We start from the raw sequence: 24629 nt of genomic DNA on the forward strand, positions 1-24629 counted from the left end.
TTTCTAGAAATAGATTAGGAATGAAAAAAGTGCCACCCATGCCAAAACAATAAGCTGCATGAATACATCTTTAGTAAGGATTTTAATTGGTGAACCAGAATTTTGTCTCACAATTGAAATTTGTAAATATCTTATAATACCTAGAAATACGAACAAAGAAGTAGTGTAAACATAATCCGAGCCTATACGCTCTACAACTTCTGGAGATACAGAGTACATAATATAGCATACTAAAGTTACGCTAAAACTTATTCCTTTTGCAGCATCTATAAAAGCCAAGCTATAACCTTCTTGAGCCTTTCGCAATATTTCACCATCTTTTTTTATGATCAAATCGTCCCTTCTTTTAGCAAAAGCAATGCTAATACTTAACAAGAAAACAATAATAATCATCCAATGACTAACTATAATTGATGTTGCAACTCCTCCTGCTAAAATGCGCAAAAGAAAACCGAGACTAATGCAGCTTACATCAATAACAGCAATGTTTTTTAGTTTAAAAGAATATGCGAGATTGAGCACAAAATAGCTCAAGACAAACCATTTAGAAAGACCTAGATTAGCCAACAAAAAAATGTCCGCTACAACTAAAAGTGAAGCTATAAAAAATCCGTCTCGCTTAGAAAAGAAACCACTAGCTAATGGCCTTTTACTTTTAGTAGGGTGCAGTTTATCCTTTTCTATATCAACTGAATCATTGATTACATAAATGATTGAACTGGTAAGGCAAAATGAGAAAAACAAGATTATTAAATCATAAATCCTGTAGTCATTTAACACATCTAAGGCTTGGCCAGCAAAAAACACAGGAAGAAAAACCGCTAGATTCTTAATCCAATGGTGCACTCTAATTAATTTAAATGTTTGAGATAGAATGGAAGACATGCTTCTTTGGGTTGAAGTAGTTATTGATTTGGGCATTGCAATATAACTTTAATTCAGTTCTAAATTATTATTATTCAGATTTCGGCAGTATCATATTCGCTGTATAGCCTTAATATTCGACATAAAGTGCTGTAATGCATATTTGTAGGTTATATGTACGGATAAACATACTGAAGTCTAAGGTAATAATGTGTGAGTGACTTCCATGTAACAACAAAAAGATAAAAAAAGCTTCACGGTAGCGTGAAGCTTTTTGCGGAGAAAGAGGTAAGTGAACCTCTTTCGTAGTGCCTTTATTTATTACTGTTTCAGTCCTGTACCATTGTTGGGTCACCTAATAGGTCACCTTTATACCTTGTAGTAAAGATAAGGAATTTACTTGATTAATCCTTGTACTTTACTGATTTCAAAGCCCATAAAGTCGCAAAATTCATCGATAGTAACTAACTGATGAGCCTCTTTGTTTAGGCGTTCTTTAATCGCTTTGATTATTGTTCTGCCATAACGCTCACTCTTTCCTGTTACCACTTGCACGTCTTTAGGGTAAATACAGATTCTACTCATTCACTTTAAATTTAAAATTAATACTCTAACTATACTTTATCTATACCGTTGCTATAAAGCACTTATATACAATATACGACTAATATCCCATTGAAAAAACTAACTAAAACGGAAGTTTTGGCAACTTATAAACACTACGGAAGCACTCTAATACATTGACAGTCAATAGCTCGTATATTTGATATTCATCATCAAAAAATGTATTAGTTATGGCAAAGTTGAAAGGCATTATTAAGTTAGAGGGAACGTTAGATAATCTAACTTTTTACAAAGCAAAAGAGGGTTATTTAGTAAAAACTAAAGGCGGTGTTTCCAAAGAGCGTATTCAAAATGACCCTGCGTTTGAACGTACTCGTGAAAATGGTTCAGAATTTGGAAGTTCTGCATCATCTGGTAAGTTATTGAGAACAGCAGTAAGAAACTTAATGATTAGAGCAAAAGATAATCGAGTTTCAAGTCGTGTTACTCAAAAAATGACACAAATTAAAAACTTTGATACAACCTCTGTAAGAGGACAAAGAAATGTCGCTACAGGATTAGCAACACCAGAAGGTAAAGCCACATTAAAAGGCTTGGATTTTAATAATAGAGCCATTTTAAGTGCTGTTTTATTCGCTCCATTTACTGTAGATGGTGCAACAGGTGAAATTACAATTCCAAATTTAACACCTGCAAATGATATAGCATATCCAAGTGGCGCAACACACGTAAGTTTAAGTTCAGCATTTTTAAAAGTTGATTTTGATACTACAGATAATTCAATCGAATACAGTCCGACTGTAAATATTCCGATTGATTCAACGTCTGCAACGCAAACACTAACGCCTGCAGGTGTTCCAACAGGCACAGGAAACGATATATTCGTTTTATTAGTTGAGTTCTTCCAAGAGATTAACGGTGTTCAGTATCCGCTTAAAAATGGCGCATATAACGTTTTAAATATCGTTGAAGTAGCATAGTTTCATTCTGACCTTTGAAGCTGAAAGAGTCCTATAATTTTTATTGTAGGGCTTTTTCTTTTGCCATAATTTTTTTGAAGAAAAGAAAAAAGACAGCCAATGTTAAAGGTAGCGTGGATGATGCTGTCAAGGTTTTTGGGTAAAAGTTTTTTACTCTAAAATCTTGAAACCTATAACGATTGCTTTATAAAAAAGTTTTATTCAAAACCCGTAGGGCTTGACCTTTACAGTATTGAGAGTTGGCTGATGGAAGCTACCTATATTTGCTCTCTTTTTTATTTTTTTATGTACTTCAATTTCAAGTTTAGCACAATTTAAAGACTTTCAATTACAGTACTATTTTGCTTGATATTTGTTAACGAAATGAAACAAACAAAGACTTGAGGTAAGGAATACTTGGACTTAACGATGATTTTGTGCAGATGAATGAGATAACTAATATTCTAACCTACTTTATCTTTCTACTGTTTCATTATAGTTCCAAATGTGGTTGTGTGTTCCAATGTGAGCGAGGGATAAGCGGATATTTTACATAATACCAGTTATAGCTACGAAAATATAAGAATACTGCGTTAGCAAACCCTTGAAAGGATTTTTGCTACTATAACTTGTATTATGTAACATAGCTTGGGTGAGTTTAGGGTTTTATGATAAAAAATAATAACAGAATAGCTTATTGCAGTTTAGTTTGATTTTATGAAAACCAAAGCTGTAATATGCTATTACCTTAAAGACAAAAAAACGCTAAACTTGTTAGGTGAGCGGAACAACACAAAAGACAGAGGATTTTGAGGTACGAAAAAACTGGGTTTTGGGTTGTGGGGACTTATGACTAATAATTTACCTCAATAATGTAGCGTAATTACGTGTATTTAGAAACTGACCAAAAGCAAAGAATGCTTCATCCAATTTCTTTAAATCATTTATGCTATGTGATTCTATAAATGGTAAATATCTCTCGAAGTAAAATTGCTCTTTAGTTTTATTATTAATTGATGTATTTGAAATATTAGACCAATCCTTATTATGAATAAATAAAAATGCTCTATGAATATGTTGGTCGTAAATAGGGTATTGATTTGGTTTTATAATATGCAATAAAAATATCTTCCAAACTGCTGATATATTTCTAAACTCATTTTTAAAATACTCTATATCTAAATTAGCATCATTCTTTAAAGCATTAATAATTGAAAGTTTACTTATAATTTTAGTGTCTAAAGACTTTTGTTTTAATACACTCAATTTCATTCCATTCTTCCACTTGTATAAGTTTTGAATATCTGTATTGGTAAGTGTCTCTTTAACTATTGATTTATTGTAAATGGCCTCATTTGAATAAGAATATAACTTTGACCAAGCTGAAATAAAACTATTTAAGTTAGTTGCTTCATTAAATTCTAAATTGATAAGATTCATTGATGTTTAATAGCTAAATAGCTTGCTTTATTAGACTCATTATATATTCTAAATCATCTGTATTTTTGATTACCAATTCATAATCTCCATTTCCCCAATGACCAATATTAGAAACATCACGCATTAAGTTTTTAGGGTCATCGAGTTCACCACTTTTTAAGTTTACCCATAGCTTTATACCGCTTTTTTGAATTAAAATATCACAGATGATACGGTTGCCTTTAAAAGCAATTCTTTTCTTACGAGGTATTATTTCTATGTCTTCTTTGAAATTTAATATAGAATCTCTAAAAGTTTCATACAATTCTACTGCACTATCAGACTTATTTAATGTATGGTCTTCTTCTGAATAAACTTTAATTTCTTTGGTGATATTATCCAACTGCGTATTACTTGATGTAATTGGTTTAATACTTTCTGCCGATTTACTTTTCTTTATTTGATTTACACTAATTAAATTGTTCTCATAACGTTTTACTTCCCACAACTCAATAGCAATATCTTTAAAGTTTGTTGCTGTCTTTTGATTTTCTGTAAAACCTGTTGAAACAAAAACAACTCTTGTTTGACTCCAATCAACATCTGTACGCTGTAAATTTTGTTTTAGTGTTTCATTATACTCTACAATAAAATCTGCTTTGTTTTCGAGCATTAAACTCAAATACGTAAACCCCTGGTCTACAACACTAATATTTTTACTTCGCTTATATTCAATAATTATAAATGCATTTGATTGTGCATCATAAGCTAACGTATCTATACGTTTGTTTTTAATAGAGAACTCTGATTTTACTAATTGTAAACTCATCAAAGCATCTAAATTGTTTTCAAAAAGTGATTGTATTTCCTTTTCTAACTTAAAAGGTTTCTCCTTTAAGATAGTAATAGATTCTTTTGATTTTAAATTATATAAGTGCATAAATTTTATTTCTATTATAAACGCCCACCAACACCCTTAAACTTCTCTACAAAAGAAGAAATTTTCTGAAAAACACTTTGTTTTTTAGTTAAGTACTGAGGGTTTAAAGGACTCATTTTAGGTAAAATTGAATTTAATTCTGTACCGTTTTCACTAGCATATTCACGTTTTAATGATGTTGTGATGTAACGCTTCGCTTCTTCTTCATTTAAATTTTCATCTGTAATTAATTCTGAGGCTTCTTTTTTCTGTTTAGCTTGTGCATATCCAAAGAAAGCATCTATAATATTGGCTTTTTCCTTTATATCATCTAAATCTGTTTCGTTGATAAAATCTACAACTAAACTCTCTTTTGCTCTATTCCCAACACTTGCACGAATTACACGTCTTATTTCTTCTACTAATTCTGATTTGTCTTTAGTTTTCTTGTGACTATCAAAAATTAATTCAAGAATATAGTCTAAGTTTATTTCTTGTGATTTTAATAAATCTACTTCAAAAACAACATCATCCCAATCAATATCTGATTCTTCCGCTTCATTACCTTTTTTCTCACGCCTCAACCAATCACGTATATCATTATAAGTAGAGCGATAATCTTGAATTGTTCTTTCCGCTGGTACTTCAATACCTTGCATATTAGCAATATCTTCGTCCGACAAAAAGTTATCTTCTTTAAACTCTTCTATTGCAACTGTATCAGTTTTATCGATGCTTTGCAATTCTTTTAAATGAACAAACTCGTCATAATTTTGAAGTATGTTTTCTACACGTAAATACTCACCAAATAGTTTAGCAAATGCTTTTTTATCCTTTTCGGTTTCAATTTCATCAGGGTTAGGGAATCTTTCATTTAACTCATTTATCACTTCTACATAACCTCTACGAGCTTTACCCGTTGCAATATCTGTAAACCCTTCTAAATATTCTTTATAGCTTTTTTCTAGGACTACATTTTTAGTACTACTGTCACCAAAAAGTGTAATCGCATCTATGGTAGCTTCTTCTAAATCTCTAAACGTAATAATATTTCCAAAAGTTTTGGTAGCATCATAAATACGATTAGTACGTGAAAAAGCTTGCATTAATCCGTGATAACGTAAATTTTTATCTACAAATAAAGTATTTAGGGTAGGTGCATCAAAACCAGTTAAGAACATACCCACCACTATTAATAAATCAACTTCTTTACTTTTTACACGTTTTGCAAGGTCTCGATAATAGTCTTGAAAGCCTTTACTATCAATACTATAATTCATCTTAAAGGCGGCATTATAATCATCAATAGCCTTCGACAAAAACTCCTTTGCGCTACTGTTCATTGCAGTAGGCTCAAAAGTTTCATCTGGAATTTCACCAATAGCACTCTGTTCTTCATTGGCTGCAAAAGAAAAAATTGTCGCTATTTTTAAGGGCTTATCACTATCTATTTGAAGCTTATTTAACGCCTCGTAGTAACATTTTGCTGCATCAACACTACTTACTGCAAACATGGCATTAAAACCGCGATTGCTTCCTTTTGTTCGGTGTGTTTTTTGTCTGAAATGTTGTAAAACATATTGAGAGATTTCGTTAATACGGACAGGATGTAGTAAAGCTTTTTTATTTTCAGCAGCTGACAACTTTTTTAAGTCTTGTTCAGTTTCAATGCCTTTAAACTTTGGACGAACATCATTATAATCCACTTTAAACTTTAGTACTTTTTCATCTCTAATAGCATCGGTAATAACATAAGAATGTAGTTCTCTACCAAAAACACTTGCTGTAGTTTCTGAACCTAAAGCATTTTCTGGAAAAATAGGTGTTCCTGTAAAACCAAATTGATAGTATTTTTTGAATTTCTTTTTTAGGTTCTTTTGTGCTTCACCAAATTGCGAGCGGTGTGCTTCATCAAAAATAAATACGACTTGCTTTTGGTAAATAGATAGGTCATTCTCACTTTTAATAAGATTGTTAAGTTTTTGAATGGTTGTAACAATTATCTTATTATCCTCTTTATCTATATTTCTTTTTAATCCTGCTGTACTATCTGAACCGTTTACACTATCTGGTGAAAAGCGTTGATATTCTTTCATGGTTTGAAAATCTAAATCTTTTCTATCTACCACAAAAAATACTTTATCTATAAATTCAAGTTTTGTTGCTAATCGTGCTGCCTTAAAACTTGTTAATGTTTTACCAGAACCTGTAGTATGCCAAATAAATCCACCGCTTTCTGTTGTAGCCCAACTTTTTGAGTTGTATGAACTTTCTATCTTCCATAAAATTCTTTCTGTTGCTGCAATTTGATATGGACGCATTACTAATAGCGTATTACTAACATCAAAAACAGAATAGGTAAGCAATACGTTTAAAAGGGTACGCTTATCGAAAAATGTAGTTGTAAAGTCTTTAATATCTTTAATCAATGAATTATCAGCCTTTGCCCAATTCATAGTAAAATCAAAGCTATTTTTATTTCGTTCTACTGTATTTGCAAAATAACGACTATCTGTACCATTAGATATTACAAATATTTGCAAGTATTTAAAAAGTGAGTTTGAAGTATTAAAACTTTCTTTCGTATAGCGATGCACCTGATTAAATGCTTCACGAATAGCTACACCACGTTTTTTTAATTCTATTTGGACTAAAGGTAAACCGTTTACTAATATGGTAACATCATAACGATTGGCATTTGTACCTTTTTGCTCGAACTGAGAAATAACCTGTACCTTATTGCGTACAATGTTTTTTTTATCTACTAAATAAATATTTTGAATATGACCATCATCAAAAACAAAATCATAAATATAATTATCGTGTATTTTTCTTGTTTTATCTACTAAATTATCACTTGGTTTGTCTAAATACTCTACAATAAAACGTTGCCACTCTTTATCTGTAAACTGCATATCATTTAATTGTTGCAATTGTACACGCGCATTCTCCAACATTGCTGTTGGTGTGGTTAAGCTTTTTACATACTCATATCCTTGATTTACCAAATCTTGTACGAGTTCTTTTTCTAAATCTGCCTCTGTTTGATAGGTTGCAGGTGCTTCGTTAAGTTCTGAAAACTTTTTGTATTTATCTAAAACAATAAAATTGTTTGATTCTGCTATGGTTTTATACTGTTGCATTTACTTCGCTTTCAATACTGTTAACATTTGATTTAAACCCATAAATTCTTTTAATTTCACCGATAAGAAAACTTAACACTCTCTTATCATTATCTTCTATTACAGAAACTTCTTCACCTGAATGTTTCCCATGACTAGATAGATTTATAATGCGGTTATAATAGGCTTCGCGAGATTCTTCTGGCAACAATTCTCTCCAATTATTGTAACCTAAAAATGTAGATGTTTTTTCTAAAATATTACGAAGAAAGTTAAAGTGATACTTTTGAATATCACTTAATTGTATTGCTTTCTCTAGTTCAGACAAAAGATAAAGATGATAAGAAAAAGGTGAATCATTTGTCTGATTTACTAATAAATATGTACCATCATCTAGTTTTTCAAAGCGTTTTCTTACGGAATCTTTTCTTCTGTAACCTGTACTAGGTTTTGCATTATTAAATTCATTGAACAGCACATTATAAAATAAAGGGTTATGTGTCGTGATAATAAACTTTAGTTCTGAAGTACTACTTTTTATTAATTCTGCAATATTTACAGCCAACTCAATCAGGTGCGTGTCATCTAATGAGCTTACTGGGTCGTCAATAAATATATATTCTAAGTGGTCAAAATCATTAGTTTCTCTTTCATCTGGTTCAGGAACATTTAAAACCTCAACAATTAGCTCTAATAAACTGTAAAATATGCACCAAATTAAGTTGCTTTCTTCACCTTTAGAAATTTTCAAATTTTCAATACTTTCTTCATTACCTCTTTCTAAAGAGAAAGTTATTTCAGAAAAAGCCTTTATTGTAACATCATTATTGTCTTTATCTTTAGTAATATACTCCTGATTGAAACGAGGTGTTAATTTATCGTTGGTGTAATATTGAAAGTGAGTGATAATATTAGGTTCCTGACCTTGATTTTGAAGCACCCAGTTCGTAAAACCATTGGGACGTATAATAATTTTCCTATTCACATCAGCATCTAAATCATTATCCCAATAAAACAAGTCCTCTGTAAAAGCATTGTAATAAAGAACCTTAGATTGGTATTCTTCTTCTGAATCTAAATCTTTAGGGGATATTAATTTTTTAAACTCTCGAGAAAGACGTGTTTTACCAGTACCATTAAACGCATAAATTAATTGTACTTTTTTATTTGTATCCCTTAAATTTTCAGCTATTTGTAATAATGTTTGTCCCATGCATTTAAGCTTCTATTTTACCTTTTCTAAACGTTAGCAACTTATTTCTATAATACTCGTATTGTTGTTTACGTAGTTCAATTTCTTTTGGCAAACCTTCACTTACTGAATTGGTAAGAATATTGAATTTATCTAAGATATTTACAATACGTTCTTGTTCTTTAATAGAAGGAATAGGAATTATAGCTTTACCTAAACCTTTAGCATTAATTGCAGAAATTTTACCAGTACGAATATGTTTTCTAATCTGTTCGTGGAATTGCTTAGTTCTAGTAAAATAAGCCACATATTTAGGGTTTAAAGTGCTCTTATAATAAAAGCAAGCATCGTGAATAACAACACCTTCTTCACCTAACCATGCCGTTCCTTGTCCTATATCTTCAATTGTTTCACCTGCTGCTACAATTACAACATCACCATTTTCGGCACGCCTAAGATTCTTTCTTTCTACAAGTTCATTTCTGACAAATGATTTTGTTTTATCTGCCCATGTACCATAATGTGTGTACATTTCACCATAGTGTATACATGGGACACCTTCTGAAAACATATCGGTTTTTACAAATCGTTTACCTCTTATAAACTCACCTACATTTTCATCTCCCATAGGTAAATGTTCCACTTCTTTCTCATCAAAAGTGAACAATTTCTCGCGATAATAGGTGTATTGTTCATTACGTGCTGAAAGTTCTGTTGTAAGCTCTGTTGTAAGTTCTGTAAAAGCATCTAGAACACTAACTATTTCTTTTTGTATTTTGAGTGACTTTTCAGGGGTTTCTGGACATGGGATTGGAATTGGGATATTTAGTAATTTACCTTTTGTTAATTTTGCTCTACCTCCACCAGATAAAAACGGTATAAAATTTACTATTTGTAAATAGTAATATAAAAACTTAGTTGTTATCTCATTTTTTCCTCTAATTACATGAATATGATTATTAGCCCAAAATTTTCCAACAGCATATTGAATTGAGTAACTCTCAAGACTTTTTGAACCATCTTCAGCAATTAGAATATATTTCCCATCATGCGTAAAACCTTCAACATAATCTTGAATATTGTTTGCTCCATAATAAGGTATTTCTCCAGTTATTCGTAATGATGCCTTTACTGGTTTTCGCCCGCTATTTGCTATCTCTACAAAATCATCATCTCCTAAAGTTTTCCACTCTACATGAACATCTTTTAAAAGCTTATCTAACTTACTCATGCTTCAATTTCTTTTACAATGTTGTCAATGTCAGCACGTAGTTTGTCTATCTTCTTAACTGTTGTAGCTATTTTTTGATTAAGCTCCTTAATATTTATTTTCTTACTCGTGTCTTTAGGTTCCACATAAGAACTTACAGAAAGGTTGTAATCGTTTTCGGCAATTTTAATATTGTCTACTGATTTTGCTATATATTTAACATCCTCTTTACTATCAAACATTTCCATTATTTGGACAATGTGTTCATCTTTAAGGATGTTTATATTTCCTTCTTTTTTAAAGAAATCTTCACCGCTTACATTTATAAACTGAGTTGTATTAACTGTTTTGTTTTTTGAAAGCACTAAAATATCTACAGAAATAGAAGTTCCAAAGAAGAGGTTTGGTGCTAAAGCAATAATAGTTTCTACGTAATTATTATCTACCAGATATTTTCTTATTTTTTGTTCTGCACCACCACGATAAAAAACACCAGGGAAACAAACCAAAGCTGCTCTACCTTTGCTAGACAAGTAGCTTAATGCGTGCAGTACAAATGCAAAATCTGCTTTAGATTTTGGTGCTAATACACCTGCCGGTGCAAAACGGTCATCATTAATCAATGTTGGGTCATCACTCCCTTTCCATTTTACAGAATAAGGCGGATTAGAAACAATAGCATCAAATGGTTTATCGTCGCCTAATTGAGGGTTAATCAATGTATTACCTAATACTATATGAAACTTATCGTAGTTGATGTTATGCAAAAACATATTCATACGTGCTAAGTTGTAAGTCGTATGGTTTATTTCTTGCCCATAGAACCCTTCCTCAATAATATGACTATCAAAGTGTTTTTTAGCTTGTAAGAGTAAAGAACCTGAACCCGCAGCAGGGTCATAAATTTTATTTACCTTTTCCTGTTTGTGCATTGCTAATTGTGCAATGAGCTTAGACACCTTTTGAGGTGTGAAAAATTCACCACCGGACTTACCTGCATTTGCTGCATAATTAGAGATAAGAAACTCATAGGCATCACCAAACAAATCAATTTGGTTATCCTCAAAATTTCCAAAATTTAAACCTTCAACACCTTTTAAAACTGATGCAAGACGACTATTTTTATTTTCAACGGTATTTCCTAGTCGATTACTTGTGGTATCAAAATCTGCAAATAACCCTTTTATATCTTGTTCTGAAGGATAACCATTAGCAGAACTTTCTATTGCTGAAAATATAGCAGCTAAATCTGTATTTAGGTTTTCGTTATCGTTAGCATTTTTAGCAATGTTAACAAACAATTGACTTGGATAAATAAAATATCCTTTAGTTTTTATGGCATCATCTTTTATTTCAGGTGTAATTACATCATCTTGTAGGTTAGCATAATTTACGCTCTCATCACCAGCTTCAATATAATTGGTAAAATTCTCGCTGATAAAACGGTAGAAAAGTGTACCTAATACAAAGTGTTTAAAGTCCCACCCATCTACAGAGCCACGTACTTCGTTAGCTATTTTCCATATTTGAGCTTGTAATTCGGCTCTTTGGCTTGTGCTTGTCATTTTTATATGCTGTTGTTAATTTTCAATTAAAAGGTCACTTACCTTTATATTTAATATTTCCGCTATTTGATAAAGTACTTCCAAACTTGGTTGCTTACGATTTTGCACGTAGCCATTAACTGTATTGAAACTCTTACCTAATTGCTCTGCAAGCCATACTTGCTTAACTCCTCGTTCTTCGAGGACTTCTTTAATCCGGTTCATAGGGAATTATTTTGAATGTTAAATATAGTATTTACTTTGTATTAACACATCGTATTACGTTATATTTTTATAATAAGACTAAAACGAATTAATAAACCCAAATAACCCAATGGTTTGTTTAGGTTTTACTGGGTTAGTTTTTACTGTAACCATATTGAAGGTTAAAGTGTTCTAAATATGTATCGATAATTTCGTATTCACCATCTTTTGACGATAAAAAATAAGGAAGGATTTTACTTATTGATAAATTGCCTTTTAATAAGTCATCTGCATAAGCTGTAAATGAATGCGTGATTTGTAATTCATTTCTATACTTTAATGCTGTTTTTAATTGCTGTTTTATTCTTTTTGTGACTACCAATTTAGTTTTACTTTTTGCTCTTGAATAATCATCATCTTTATTATACATTTCAATTCTTTTGTTGTAAATCCTTTGTAATTCATCAACCATTTGTTCAACATAATCATTCTCATCAACAATTTTTTGTTCAATGTATTTTAGTTTATTAACTGCTATTGAATCGAATGCAAAGAATTTGTTTAAAGACGGTCTGTGTTCTTCTTCAAAATACTTTTCAAGATATTCACAAAGAAATTCTATTTCATAATTTTTTAAAGCACGGAATAAATCAATATCATTAAATTTCAGCGCCGTTGGTGAAATATTTTTTTGATATTTAAGAGAAGCTAAATAATCATTAAAAAAAGAGAGAACATCTTCCCCTTCAGATTCGCTGTTATATTTTTCTTTTTTATTTATTTCTTCTTTATTATTCTTTATATTATTCTTTTGTAGGTAGTTGTCAACTAAAGGGATAAAGAAATCAGACAAATGCTTACTAAAATCAGAAGATAGTTGACCGTTATTAGACAACTGATATATTTTAGGTATTAAATCAACTATTTTAGGGTAGTGAACAGTAAAAAACTTTACTCTTGGCATCCCTTTAATTTCTGTTGATATAATACCAAGGTCTTTGAATCTTCTAATTATAGAATTTAAAGAGTGTTTTTTAATTCCTGTTTCTTGTCTGATAGTTTCTGAACTATGAAAGAACTCTTTTTGTTTTTTAAAAGCCATTCCTTTAACTACTATATACTCAAAAAAAACAACCTCTTCACAATTGAAGAAGTCATAATTGTATCGGTTTAGTTTTAATATATTAATGGCTAAAGGATGCTTATCCTTCTTTTTTAATTTTTGCATCTGACCTACTGAATTAAATTTATTATTACTGTTTATTCACATTATGATTTCTAAATACGCTACCGCAATTTGCATATATTATATACCAACGTCCACTAGCTAATTGATACATCTGAATATTAGTACAGATGACTTATGCCCACTTATGCCCATAAGAACCCTTATACCTATGCATATATTTATTATAGTAGATAAATATCACTTTTTCTACTAAAAATATAACACAAATAAGCAAGAGGGTCGCAAAAACCGCTCGTTTTAGCACTCGTTTTTCCGCTATGCATCGGTGTTAGCTATCGACAAAACTCATAATGAGTAAATACATGCATTTTTTGGCGTGGGTTGACGGTTCTTGTGGCGGATGCTCTCTCGTAATTTTGCTTCTGCGAAAATTGAGGTGTATTAGCATCGGCAATCATTGCCCACTTTCACTAACTTCGAGTACTGTACTACAAACCAGCAGTTGCATCTCGCCTCATGCTGTAAGTTCGTATGTCGTTTGAGTTAAGGTCTAACCATTAAAAACACCTTTGTTTGTTCAAGACAATATTTGGGCAATTATTATGCGCTTTTGTTTTGGGTTAAAATTCTAACTACATCGTCATACTCATAGTACATTGTTTTACCCATTTTGGTAAAGGGTAGTGTACCATTGATTCGTAAATTCTGCAACGTACCTGGTGAAATATTTAATAGCTCACGCACGTCTGCTGATTTTAACCACTTTTTTTGCTCGTTTTGGCTTCCTAAAATTGTCTTCAGTTCTGTAATGATTTCCTGTTTTAGAGTCTTTAAATCATCCTTTGTAATTACTTCAAATGTCATTCTATATTAAAACGTATTAAAAGGTGTAAACACCTGATTTATATTGTGTTAATTTACGATATTTTGACCTTTACATAAAACAAACTTATTAACATTTATGCACTATCTTTTAACAGAAAAACCCTTGAATAATCAAGGGTTTAAGCATATACTTATGTTCTTTGTTTATATATGTTAATTAGCAATTCTCTTGGAAGCGTCAACATTACTTTTATCAGCAAACTTTTGTTTTAAAATTGCCATATCATCACTTACTTTTCTATCCAATATTTTAGCATAGTGTTGTGTCGTTTTAAGTGATTTATGCCCTAACATTTTGCTTACTGATTCCATTGGTACACCATTAGACAATGTTACCGTAGTTGCAAACGTATGACGAGCTAAATGGGTGGTTAGGTTTTTATTGATACCACACAAATCTGCTATCTCTTTTAAATAGGCATTAGACTTTTGATTGCTTAATACAGGAAGTAAAACCCCTTTAGTAACTGCCTCTGGATGGTTCTCGTATTTCTTTATAATCTCTAAAGCGGTTGGAAGTAGTGGAATATTACTGCGTGTATCGGTTTTAGTACGCTTTGTCTTTATCCATTTATCGCCATCAATACCAAATACCAAATTGTCCTTTGATAGCTTCTTAACGTCGCTATATGCCAAACCTGTAAAGCAACAGAATATAAAAATATCTCTTACTTGCTCTAATCTATTAGTATGCAATTCTTTTTCGAGCATTGTTTGTATTTCTTCTTCTGAAAGGAATTGACGTTCCACTTCTTTTAAACGCACCTTATAATTTAGAAATGGGTCTTTTTTAATCCAATCGTTGGCTATTGCAATACGCACTATCTTTTTAAAATTCTTGATATACTTAATTGTGCTGTTATGTCCGCAGTTTCTAACGGTTTTTAAATAGAACTCAAAATCTGTAATATACTTGTGGTCTATTCTATTCACAGGAATATCACTTACCTTGTACTGATGTTGCATAAACTCTTTAAGATGCTTACATACTGTTTTATAGCGTTCTAAAGTTCCTGCTGAAAACTCTCTACCAACTAATTTTTCAACTTGCTTGTTGTGATTTTTAAAGATGGTTATAAGTGTTCTTTGTTTTTCCTCAACGCCTAAAAACTTGTTTTTTAGGGTTTCGGTTGTAACCTCTTTGTTATCTTGTATTAAGTCTCTTTGGCTTTGATATACTTTGGTAGTTAGTGAATCTAAATAGGCATTTAGTTCTCGTATATCTTCTGTTCTTCCAATAGCTTTATTGGCTTCAACGCTCCATTTCTCAATCTCAATGGTACGTTTTGTACTAATCTCTGTACGCTTACCATCTATGGTAATACGTAGGTAAATAGGGCATTTGCCCTGTGCATCTACTTTACTCTTTTTTAAGTAGAATAATAATCCAAATGTTTTGTTCATTCTGGTGACCTTTAATTATACATTAATTTACAAAATTCCGAGGTCTTTTAATTGGTATATTGTACTGATTTATAAACAGTTATAAACAATTAGGTGACCTAATTAAGGTTTAAAAAAGGTCACCTAATAGGTCACCAACAGAATGGTTTTTAATACATATTTTGATGTTTTGGGTAAAATAAAAAGTCCCATAAACATTGAGTTTACAGGACTTTCGTCGATTTTGAATAAATCTTGGCGGAGAAAGAGGGATTCGAACCCCCGGAGGTGTGACCCTCGCCAGTTTTCAAGACTGGTGCATTCGACCACTCTGCCATTTCTCCAATTAGCGGTTGCAAATATAAACTCCTTTTTGTTGTAGCCAAAAGAATTTTTATTGTTTTTTAACCGATTTAAAATTTAACAACAACTGACAACAAAATTTGGTAAGATTATGAAAAGCATTGTATTTTCGGCACTATATATGATATCTCACACGTTGTAGGTCTTAAACAATAATTTATGAAGAAAATTATCATTGCTCTTTCTCTATTCTATAGTCTTGTACTTATAAGTCAGAACAGTACGATATCACCAGATGAAAAATTAGTATATACGGCTACCTACAATATGTCTGGTATCCTTACGGATATTGCACAAGTAACTATGGAAACTAGCGAAGTTAAAACATCAAAAAGTACATTGTTACGTTTGAAATGTACTGCAACGACTTACAAGAAATGGGATAATTTTTTTAAAATAAGAGATTTATATGAGAGCTATGTTAATCCAAAAACCTTAACACCCTATTTATACAAAAGAGATATTAGTGAAGGTGGCTATTATAAATTTATGCAGTATAAATTTAAGCCTAAAGATGGCACCGTGCAGAGCCTTAAACGCAAAAAACGCAAGGATGGTAAAACTTGGGATGAAAATAAAAATTTGAAAGTAGGCCCTAAAACAAAAGACCTAGTTAGTACCTTTTATCATATTAGAACACTAGATATAAACAAAGCGAAACCTGGCGACCAACAAAGCTTTACAGTTTTATTTGATAATGAAGAAAATGTAGTCACCTTAACGTATATAGCTAAAGAAACTATTTCAACCAATATAGGAAGAAAAGAGTGTTACAAATTGGCCATTTCTTTGCAGAACAATGATATTCTTAAAGGTAAAAATGACAACCTACTTTGGCTTACGGCAGATGAAAATAAGATACCTGTTTATGCCACCTTTAAAATACCTGTTGGTAATGGAGAACTTAAAATTAATTCTGCAAAAGGCTTAAAATATTAACAAACATGAAAAAATTATTTATCATTTTAGGTTTCATATCAGCAATAATAGCAGTACTCCTTGCTGTTACACCACTCTCTAATCTGGCTATAATTCCAATAGTTTTAGGGTTCATATCTGGTTTAATCATTATTTACCTCAATAAAAAAGAACAAACCAAAACAAAATCAATTCAATACATATTCCTTCTTGTAATAATTGCCTTAGCCTTAACTCTTTATAAAGGGCTATTTGTCTCTAATGAAGTTGGGGACATAGAACAATTAGAACAAAGAGAGGATGAAAATTTAGAAGACTCCAAAGAAATTTTGGAAGGTTTAGAAATTGACGAAGATTTATAACTTTGCATTCATTATTCATTTAAAATTCTACTCTAAATCTTATTTTTAATCAAATTCATTTATTGCAATGAAAGTACTTTTTGCCTCTGCTTTAATTCTTGTCGGGTCTTGTTCTAACCTAAGACACAGTGAAAAGATTGAAAATCTTAAGGAAAATATCACTTTCCACGAAGAAGATGAAATCAATAGCTTTTTAAACACAATAACCGAAGAGGAATTAAGGGCGCATCTGCAAGAGGTCTCTTCTGAGAAATACAAAGGCCGTAAAACAGGAGAGAAAGGCCATGATGATGTTTGCAATTATTTAAAAGAATATTATCAGACCCTAAATATCAGCGCTCCAATATCACACCCTAATTATTACCAAACCGTTCCACAAAGTGCTTTACCAGAAGGCTTTAACGATTCACAAAACGTCATTGCTTATATCAAAGGATCTGAATTTCCAGATGAGTACATTTATATTTCTGCACACTCGGATCATGAAGGGGTAATAGATGGTGAAATTTATAATGGTGCAGACGACAATGGCTCAGGTACTTCGGCCGTTCTAGAAATGGCAGAAGCGTATAAAGAGGCTGTCCTTAAAGGTCGTGGACCTAAACGCTCTATAGTTTTTCTTCATGTTACCGGAGAAGAAATAGGTCTTCTTGGCTCGCGTTATTACACTGACAACCCAGTTTTTCCTTTGGAGAATACTGTCTCTATGTTAAATATTGATATGATTGGAAGAGTTGACGAGCGCCATAAGGACAATGAAAATTACATTTATCTCATCGGTGCAGATAGGGCGAGTACTGAATTACATTATATCGCTCAAGAGGCCAATAGTCAATTTACTAATTTAGAACTAGATTATAAATACAATGAAGAAAATGATATGAATCGATATTTTTATCGATCAGACCAATATAATTTTGCTTCAAAGGGTATTCCTGTTATTTTCTTTTTTAACGGAGAACACGAAGATTATACAAAACCGACTGATACTGCCGATAAAATAAATTATCCGCTTTTAGCCAAAAGAACTAAACTTATCTTCTCCATTAGTTGGTACTTGGCAAACTCACCAAACAAACTCAATCCCGAGATTATTTAAGTTAAATATTGTTAAAAGGAATTTAGGTTTATAACTATAGAGCCTCTTATTTAGTATTTTTAGCTCACTTTCACGATAAGGTCTCTGTGAATACATAAATTTTAGACAATCTATACAATGAAAAGACTACTTTATTTAAGCCTCATATCACTTACTATTATTGGTTGTGGTACATCTTCCACTTCCACTAGCTCAACAGCTCCGAAAATTGAGGACGCTAATCCTTCAGATTATGCGGCAACAATTACACAAGAAGAATTAAAAACTATGCTTTACACCTATGCTTCAGATGAGTTTGAGGGCAGAGATACCGGCGAAAAAGGGCAAAAGCTAGCTGTGGAGTATTTAAAAAAACAATATTTAGAAATGGGAATAGCTTCTCCGTTGGGTGGCGATGATTACTTTCAAGAAGTCCCCTTAGAAAGGCAAAAGGTTGGAGATGCCACTATTACAGTTAACGGTAAAACTTTTAAAAGTTTTGAGCATCTTGTGGTTTTAACGGCTTCACAAAGTGAAAACTTAAACCTTACGAATTTGGTGTATGTTGGTTATGGTATAGATACCGATAACTATTCAGATTATAAATCCGTTAATGTTAAAGGAAAAATTGTTCTTGCTAAATCGGGAGAACCAAAAGATGCAGATGGAAATTATGTGACCTCAGGTACTACTGAAGAAACCAAATGGTCTAGTGGTAGAGCATCACTATCAAGTAAAAGGGATGCTGCAATAGAAAATGGTGCAAAAGGTCTAATTTACTTAGATGAGGCTATGTTTTCCCGCTATGCGCCATTTTATCAAAGACGTGCTGAATCTAATGTTCCAGGTAGAATATCCTTAAAAAGTAACTCGCCAGACTTATTAAGAATAATGGTTAATGAAGAACTCGCCAAAGCTATTTTTCCCAATGTCCTCACTGAGGATAAGCCCAAAATTATTACGACCCAAACAACGATTAACATTGTAAATGCTTCGGAAAAGGTGTCATCAGAGAATGTCGTAGCTTATATTAAAGGTAGTGAAAAACCAGATGAAATTATAGTAATCTCAGCACACCTTGACCATGTGGGTATTGAAAATGGCGAGGTTTATAACGGTGCTGATGATGATGGTTCGGGTACCGTTGCCATCGTTGAAATAGCAGAAGCGTTCCAAGAAGCTGTGAAAAATGGTTTTAGTCCTAAGCGCTCTGTAGTATTTTTGCATGTTACTGGCGAAGAAAGAGGTCTACTTGGCTCTAGACATTATACAGATAACGATCCTATTTTCCCTTTAGAAAATACAGTAGCTAATCTCAATATAGATATGATAGGAAGAACAGACCCTGAGCGTAAAGAAGGTGATAGAAATTATATTTATCTCATTGGAAGCGATAAATTGAGTACGGATTTACACAATATTTCAGAAGAAGTCAATGCAACATATTGCAACGTTGACTTAGATTATACTTATAATGATGAGAATGACCCAAATCGTTTCTATTACCGTTCTGATCATTACAATTTTGCAAAAAATAATATTCCTGTAATTTTTTATTTTAATGGTACGCATGCAGATTACCACAAAGCATCTGACACACCAGATAAAATAGAATATGACCTTATGACCAATAGAGCTAAGTTAGTCTTTCATACTGCTTGGGAACTTGCTAACAGAGCAGAAAGAATTGTGGTGGATAAAGCAACAAAATAGCTCTTAAGGCTATACGATTAAAAATAAATTAAAGTCTTTCTTATTCTAGAAAGACTTTTTTATTTCAACAAAAAAAGCCTTTCATTACTGAAAGGCTTTGACTTTTGGGTGGAAGACCGGGCTCGAACCGGCGACTTTCGGTACCACAAACCGACGCTCTAACCAACTGAGCTACAACCACCATTTTAATTAGGATTGCAAATGTAATTTATTTACTATTTTTTACAAAGAGTTTTGCCTACTTATTTCAAGTCAAACAATGAGTTTACTGCAGGATAACGCTCAACTGTAAAACCTTCGCCATAGTCCACACCAATTAAACGCCCAAGATTTCTTGCCCTATAGCGAATACTATCCGTGAAATTTTTACTGGATATAGGTGTTTCTGGTGCGGTACTTTTTGGATTGTAGAATTGTGTTTTATAAGCTAGCACTGCATCCATTTTCTTATCCATAAAACCTGTAACATCAACTACAATATCTGGCTCTATATCTTTCCATTGAATATAATGATACACAGCTTTCGGACGCCAGGGTTCTTGCCATTCATCTTTATCCTCATGCTTGGTGTCAATTTTCAGTAAACCACTTAAAAAACATGAATCACTGACTAGCTTGCTTCCCTTAGCATGGTCTATGTGGCGATCTTCTATCGCATTACAGATAACAACCTCTGGTCTATAAAGACGAATCATCTTTATAAGCTCTAACTGATGCTCTTTATCGTTAACAAAAAAACCATCGGCAAATTCCATATTAGTTCTAACATTTACGCCTAAAATTTCTGCAGAAGAAGCGGATTCCTTGTCTCGTGTTTCAGCATTTCCTCGAGTTCCTAATTCTCCACGTGTTAAATCGATTACACCAACTTTCTTTCCGTTAGAGATTTCCTTGGCAAGCGTTGCCCCGCAACCTAATTCAACATCATCTGGGTGTGCTCCAATAGCTAAAATATCTAGTTTCATCAATTATCGAAAATTTGAGATTGTCAAAAATATTAAAAAGCTAATAGAATACCACATTCTTTTAAATACGCAAACGCTTTCGTTTAAAAAAAATGAGTTAAAAGCCTATGATAACAGCAAAAAATATAAAAATCCATAATTACTATAAAGCATGACATTCGTCATAATAATTGGTCTGCATGCGAAGTAATTTTATATCGAATTAAAAACAAAACCTTCTATGAGCTTAATGCTCACTATTTTGTCCATTACTATTTTACTCTTCATTTGGGGAAAATTCACACCAGATATAATTGCATTACTATCCATGTTAAGCCTTTTCGCTTTTGGCATTTTGGATTTAAATGAAACCTTGAGTGGGTTCAGTAATCCTACAGTGATTATGATTGCGGCATTGTTTATTATCGGAGAAGGTTTATCTCAAACAGGTTGGACGGCTAGAGCTGGAGAAAAGTTTATGGAACTGGCAGGTAAAAGCACAACACGTTTATTGCTTATAACCACTTTGGGCTCAGGCCTATTATCTGGTGTTGTAAGTAATACAGGTACTGTTGCTACCTTAATGCCTGTAACGATTTCATCGGCATGGAGTATTGGCACCTTACCTTCTAAATTATTAATGCCTGTTGCCTTTGGTTCTAACACAGGTGGATTATTAACTTTAACAGGAACGCCACCAAATATTATAGTAAATAATACGATGTTGGAAAGTGGTTTGGAAGGGTTTTCATTTTTTGAATTTGCCTTAATTGGCCTACCTCTTCTTATAATAACATTGGTATACTTTAAATATATTGGATATAGACTACTACCAAATAACAAAACAAACAATAAACCTGTTGACATTAGCACCACCTTACATAAGTGGATTGAAGCTTATAAGGTAGATGATGATTATTACAGATTAAGAGTTCGTTCGGTCTCCCCGCTTCTCAATACCAAAATTGGAGATTGGAATTTTGAAACTGACCATCATGTCTCTATTTTAAGAATAAAACGAAGACATCCTAGCCGACTAAAACGAAACGAACCTTTTATAGAATTTCCAAATGATGATACAGAATTTATGTATCACGACATCATAACCGTTAAGGGAGATACGGAAGCTATTAATGCCCTAATGATACATTTTAGACTAGGGTTATTACCCCTAGAACCTATTGCAGATGAATTAAGAAATAATCTCATTAATCAAGAGGTTGGTATGACCGAAATCATTGTCACGCCTAAATCTGCGCTTGTTGGCAGGAAAGTGCGAATTGGAAGATTCTTTAAACGTTTTGGTGTTCAACTCATGGCTGCCTCCAGAAACAACTCACCTCTTACAGAGAGAGAAATTACGGTAAAGGCTGGCGACGCTTTTTTAATTAGAGGTATCTGGAGTGATATAGAACAACTTAAAGACCATTATGAGAATTTAGTTATTATCGGTAGCCCTGAGGGTATGGCGAAAACAGTAACCAATCTTACTTTTAAATCCTACATTGCCCTAGCGTCATTAATATTAATGATTTTACTACTAGTATTAGACGTCGTACCTGGAGCTATTGCCGCATTAATTTCTGCAGGTATTATTCTAATTACAGGATGTGTACCAATTTCAAAAGCATATAAAGGCATAAGCTGGATAAGTGTTGTAATGATTGCTGCAATGATTCCTATGGGCCTTGCTTTACAAAAAACAGGTACGGCCGAACTCATTGCAAATGGTCTAGTAAGCTCTTTGGGAAATTTACATCCGGTGGCTTTATTAGCTGGTGTTTTTTTACTGACAACTACCTTTAGTCAGGTCATCAATAACTCAGCTACCGCGGTACTTATGGCACCAATTGTAATAATTGCTGCAAAAAGTTTAAGTATATCTGCTGCTCCTTTAATGATTGGGGTGGCCATCAGTGCCTCAACGGCATTTTTAACACCTGTAGGAACTACAACCAATGCCATGGTAATGTCTGCAGGAGGCTATAAATTCAAAGATTATCTTAAAGTGGGCGCTCCTTTGCTCCTATTATTCTTAATAACTACGTTACTATTAGTGCCTTTGATATGGCCATTTTAACACATACACCAATTTAAAAATTTAACTCATGGAAACATTATTAAAATCAAAAATTATGAAAACAAAAGACCTTACGAAGTACGGCCTAAAGGATACCAAAGCGCATTGGAACTTATCGCCTGAAGAATTACAAGCCCATACCGTTGAAAAAGGAATGGGAAAAGAAACTGCAAACGGCACATTGGCCATCAATACTGGAAAATTTACTGGTCGTTCACCTCAAGACCGTTTCTTAGTAAAAGATGATTATACCAAAGACCGTGTATGGTGGGGAAAAACCAATAAGGGCATATCACCTGAAAATTTTGATTTTCTTCAAGGTGAAATAGAAAAGTACCTCAGCGGAAAAGAAATCTATGTGCGTGATGGCTACGTCTGTGCCGATCCTGCATACAAAATGAATGTAAGAACGGTAACTGAATATCCTTGGTCCAACATGTTTATCTACAACATGTTCTTAAGACCTGACGCATCTGAATTAGAGAATTTTGAAGAAGAATGGTTAGTACTCTGTGCTCCAGGATACGAATGTCCTGAACCAGCAAAACACGGTTTAAGACAAGGCAATTTTTCTATCCTCAATTTCACTAAAAAGATAGCTCTTGTAGGAGGTTCTGCTTATACTGGTGAAATGAAAAAAGGTATTTTTTCTGCTTTAAATATGATTTTACCTGTTGATAAAAATGTATTACCAATGCACTGCTCTGCTAACGTTGGCGAAGATGGCGATACCGCAATTTTCTTTGGCCTATCTGGAACCGGTAAAACAACGTTGTCAGCCGATCCCAATAGAAAACTCATTGGTGATGATGAACATGGTTGGACAGCAGAAAACAGAATTTTCAATTTTGAAGGTGGTTGTTACGCCAAAGTTATTGACTTAACTGAAGAAAAAGAACCAGATATTTATAGAGCTATTAAACCAGGTGCTATTCTTGAGAATGTAGTTTTTAAGGACAATGGTGAAGTCGATTATATGGATAGTAGCATTACACAAAATACTCGTGTGAGTTACCCAATTTATCATATAGATAATATTCAACAACCATCATATGCAGATAATCCTAAAAACATATTCTTCCTTACCTGTGACGCCTTTGGTGTATTACCTCCGGTATCTAAATTAACACCGGGACAAGCAGCTTATCACTTTATTTCTGGCTATACGGCGAAAGTTGCCGGTACTGAAGCAGGAATAACAGAACCTGTACCTTCTTTCTCCGCATGTTTTGGTGAACCATTTATGCCATTACATCCAACGAAGTACGCTGAGATGTTAAGTAAAAAAATGCAAGAAGCTGGCGTTAACGTTTGGTTGCTCAATACAGGTTGGAGTGGCGGACCCTACGGTGTAGGTTCTCGTATTAAACTCAAATATACTAGAGCAATGATTACTGCAATCCTTAATGGAGACTTAGAAAATGTCGATTATGAACAACATCCAATTTTTGGGTTGAATATGCCTAAGTATATTCCTAATGTTCCAACAGAAATATTAGATCCAATGAATACGTGGTTACAAAAAGGGGCATATGTGAGTAAAGCGATTCAATTAGCACACTCGTTCCACTTGAATTTCGAAAAATTTGCAAGTGAAGCTTCTGATCAAATTATAGAAGGCGGCCCATTAATTGATGAGCATCATCATTTAGGTGACCATGTTTAATAATTCCATGATTAAAAAGAGCCCATTTCTGGGCTCTTTTTTTATGATATA

The 24629-nt window shown here is 32.8% G+C and carries 20 protein-coding genes and 2 tRNA genes; 7 read left to right on the forward strand and 15 right to left on the reverse strand.

The features are described 5' to 3' along the window. Nucleotides 1-3 precede the first annotated feature (3 nt). Both J4050_RS07110 and J4050_RS07115 read right to left on the reverse strand, forming a co-directional pair. On the reverse strand, nucleotides 4-885 hold the full coding sequence (locus tag J4050_RS07110) for a UbiA prenyltransferase family protein (protein ID WP_208153736.1): 882 nt from the start codon (nucleotides 883-885) through the stop codon (nucleotides 4-6). 375 nt (nucleotides 886-1260) lie between these two features. Further along, nucleotides 1261-1449: a hypothetical protein gene (locus tag J4050_RS07115; protein ID WP_035325018.1), complete on the reverse strand. Its 189-nt coding sequence runs from the start codon at nucleotides 1447-1449 to the stop codon at nucleotides 1261-1263. A 209-nt stretch (nucleotides 1450-1658) separates the two neighbouring features. On the opposite strand from J4050_RS07115, the gene J4050_RS07120 reads away from it, so the two are divergent. Then, nucleotides 1659-2408, forward strand: a complete 750-nt coding sequence (locus tag J4050_RS07120; protein WP_208153739.1) for a hypothetical protein — start codon at nucleotides 1659-1661, stop codon at nucleotides 2406-2408. Between the two features lie 840 nt (nucleotides 2409-3248). Here the strand turns inward: J4050_RS07120 and J4050_RS07125 are convergent. From J4050_RS07125 to J4050_RS07175, 11 genes are all read right to left on the reverse strand, one after another. Beyond that, nucleotides 3249-3827: a hypothetical protein gene (locus J4050_RS07125; protein ID WP_208153741.1), complete on the reverse strand. Its 579-nt coding sequence runs from the start codon at nucleotides 3825-3827 to the stop codon at nucleotides 3249-3251. A 13-nt stretch (nucleotides 3828-3840) separates the two neighbouring features. Then, nucleotides 3841-4746 carry a DUF5655 domain-containing protein gene (locus J4050_RS07130; RefSeq protein ID WP_208153743.1) on the reverse strand — a complete coding sequence of 302 codons (906 nt, stop codon included), beginning with the start codon at nucleotides 4744-4746 and terminating at the stop codon, nucleotides 3841-3843. A gap of 14 nt (nucleotides 4747-4760) precedes the next feature. Further along, complete coding sequence (locus J4050_RS07135; protein ID WP_208153745.1) at nucleotides 4761-7868, reverse strand: type I restriction endonuclease subunit R; 3108 nt, start codon at nucleotides 7866-7868, stop codon at nucleotides 4761-4763. Then, entirely contained in the window at nucleotides 7855-9060 is a 1206-nt protein-coding gene (locus J4050_RS07140; protein WP_208153747.1) for an AAA family ATPase, read from the reverse strand. Before J4050_RS07140 ends, J4050_RS07135 begins: the two co-directional genes overlap by 14 nt. Before the next feature lie 4 nt (nucleotides 9061-9064). After that, nucleotides 9065-10270: a restriction endonuclease subunit S gene (locus tag J4050_RS07145; protein ID WP_208153749.1), complete on the reverse strand. Its 1206-nt coding sequence runs from the start codon at nucleotides 10268-10270 to the stop codon at nucleotides 9065-9067. Beyond that, nucleotides 10267-11814: a type I restriction-modification system subunit M gene (locus J4050_RS07150; RefSeq protein WP_208153751.1), complete on the reverse strand. Its 1548-nt coding sequence runs from the start codon at nucleotides 11812-11814 to the stop codon at nucleotides 10267-10269. Before J4050_RS07150 ends, J4050_RS07145 begins: the two co-directional genes overlap by 4 nt. Nucleotides 11815-11829: 15 nt before the next feature. Further along, entirely contained in the window at nucleotides 11830-12018 is a 189-nt protein-coding gene (locus J4050_RS07155) for a helix-turn-helix domain-containing protein (RefSeq protein ID WP_208153753.1), read from the reverse strand. Nucleotides 12019-12151: 133 nt separating this feature from the next. Further along, nucleotides 12152-13225, reverse strand: a complete 1074-nt coding sequence (locus J4050_RS07160) for a hypothetical protein (protein ID WP_208153755.1) — start codon at nucleotides 13223-13225, stop codon at nucleotides 12152-12154. 561 nt (nucleotides 13226-13786) lie between these two features. Further along, complete coding sequence (locus J4050_RS07165; RefSeq protein WP_115839029.1) at nucleotides 13787-14050, reverse strand: helix-turn-helix domain-containing protein; 264 nt, start codon at nucleotides 14048-14050, stop codon at nucleotides 13787-13789. Between the two features lie 174 nt (nucleotides 14051-14224). Then, on the reverse strand, nucleotides 14225-15475 hold the full coding sequence (locus tag J4050_RS07170) for a site-specific integrase (RefSeq protein WP_208153757.1): 1251 nt from the start codon (nucleotides 15473-15475) through the stop codon (nucleotides 14225-14227). Between the two features lie 235 nt (nucleotides 15476-15710). Continuing rightward, nucleotides 15711-15798 (reverse strand) — tRNA-Ser (locus tag J4050_RS07175). A 178-nt stretch (nucleotides 15799-15976) separates the two neighbouring features. Between J4050_RS07175 and J4050_RS07180 the strand changes: the two genes are divergently transcribed. From J4050_RS07180 to J4050_RS07195, 4 genes are all read left to right on the forward strand, one after another. Continuing rightward, nucleotides 15977-16756: a DUF3108 domain-containing protein gene (locus J4050_RS07180; RefSeq protein ID WP_208153759.1), complete on the forward strand. Its 780-nt coding sequence runs from the start codon at nucleotides 15977-15979 to the stop codon at nucleotides 16754-16756. Between the two features lie 5 nt (nucleotides 16757-16761). Beyond that, nucleotides 16762-17097: an FUSC family protein gene (locus tag J4050_RS07185; protein ID WP_208153761.1), complete on the forward strand. Its 336-nt coding sequence runs from the start codon at nucleotides 16762-16764 to the stop codon at nucleotides 17095-17097. A gap of 67 nt (nucleotides 17098-17164) precedes the next feature. Beyond that, nucleotides 17165-18196: a M28 family metallopeptidase gene (locus J4050_RS07190; protein ID WP_208153763.1), complete on the forward strand. Its 1032-nt coding sequence runs from the start codon at nucleotides 17165-17167 to the stop codon at nucleotides 18194-18196. Nucleotides 18197-18313: 117 nt separating this feature from the next. Further along, on the forward strand, nucleotides 18314-19888 hold the full coding sequence (locus J4050_RS07195) for a M28 family peptidase (protein WP_208153765.1): 1575 nt from the start codon (nucleotides 18314-18316) through the stop codon (nucleotides 19886-19888). Between the two features lie 106 nt (nucleotides 19889-19994). Here J4050_RS07195 and J4050_RS07200 read toward each other — a convergent pair. Together J4050_RS07200 and bshB1 are read right to left on the reverse strand one after the other, a co-directional pair. Beyond that, a tRNA-His gene (locus tag J4050_RS07200) sits at nucleotides 19995-20070 on the reverse strand. Between the two features lie 60 nt (nucleotides 20071-20130). Beyond that, entirely contained in the window at nucleotides 20131-20853 is a 723-nt protein-coding gene (gene bshB1 / locus J4050_RS07205; RefSeq protein WP_208153767.1) for a bacillithiol biosynthesis deacetylase BshB1, read from the reverse strand. A gap of 220 nt (nucleotides 20854-21073) precedes the next feature. On the opposite strand from bshB1, the gene J4050_RS07210 reads away from it, so the two are divergent. Together J4050_RS07210 and pckA are read left to right on the forward strand one after the other, a co-directional pair. Continuing rightward, nucleotides 21074-22912, forward strand: coding sequence for an SLC13 family permease (locus tag J4050_RS07210; RefSeq protein ID WP_208153769.1), 1839 nt, complete (start codon nucleotides 21074-21076; stop codon nucleotides 22910-22912). A gap of 55 nt (nucleotides 22913-22967) precedes the next feature. Further along, complete coding sequence (gene pckA / locus J4050_RS07215; RefSeq protein WP_243878574.1) at nucleotides 22968-24578, forward strand: phosphoenolpyruvate carboxykinase (ATP); 1611 nt, start codon at nucleotides 22968-22970, stop codon at nucleotides 24576-24578. The last annotated feature ends 51 nt before the right edge of the window (nucleotides 24579-24629 follow it).

Source organism: Winogradskyella pelagia, assembly GCF_017581965.1.
Taxonomy (GTDB): Bacteria; Bacteroidota; Bacteroidia; order Flavobacteriales; family Flavobacteriaceae; genus Winogradskyella; species Winogradskyella pelagia.